Source organism: Staphylococcus sp. CoH_129_LAB_1, assembly GCF_058191515.1.
This window is the reverse complement of the sequence record NZ_JBXWKZ010000070.1, coordinates 1-422: the sequence shown is the minus strand read 5'-3', so window position 1 is coordinate 422 and position 422 is coordinate 1. Positions and strand designations below refer to the sequence as shown.

Below are 422 nucleotides of genomic sequence, written 5' to 3'. Positions count from 1 at the left end.
ATGGTGCCGGCCAGAGGACTTGAACCCCCAACCTACTGATTACAAGTCAGTTGCTCTACCAATTGAGCTAGGCCGGCAAAGGATGGTTCAGGACAGAGTCGAACTGCCGACACATGGAGCTTCAATCCATTGCTCTACCAACTGAGCTACTGAACCATATATAATATCAAATTAATAAATGGCGGTCTCGACGGGAATCGAACCCGCGATCTCCTGCGTGACAGGCAGGCGTGTTAACCGCTACACTACGAGACCTAAACGAATTGCGGGAGGCGGATTTGAACCACCGACCTTCGGGTTATGAGCCCGACGAGCTACCGAACTGCTCCATCCCGCGATAATAAAAATGGCGGAGGAAGAGGGATTCGAACCCCCGCGGCCCGTTAAGGCCCTGTCGGTTTTCAAGACCGATCCCTTCAGCC

4 tRNA genes are annotated in these 422 nt (G+C 53.1%); all 4 read right to left on the bottom strand.

The features are described 5' to 3' along the window. Window position 1 precedes the first annotated feature (1 nt). A tRNA-Thr gene (locus tag AC2FB1_RS11155) sits at window positions 2–77 on the bottom strand. A gap of 6 nt (window positions 78–83) precedes the next feature. Then, a tRNA-Phe gene (locus AC2FB1_RS11150) sits at window positions 84–156 on the bottom strand. Between the two features lie 23 nt (window positions 157–179). Next, window positions 180–255 (bottom strand) — tRNA-Asp (locus tag AC2FB1_RS11145). An 8-nt stretch (window positions 256–263) separates the two neighbouring features. Next, window positions 264–337, bottom strand: a tRNA-Met gene (locus tag AC2FB1_RS11140). Between the last annotated feature and the right edge of the window lie 85 nt (window positions 338–422).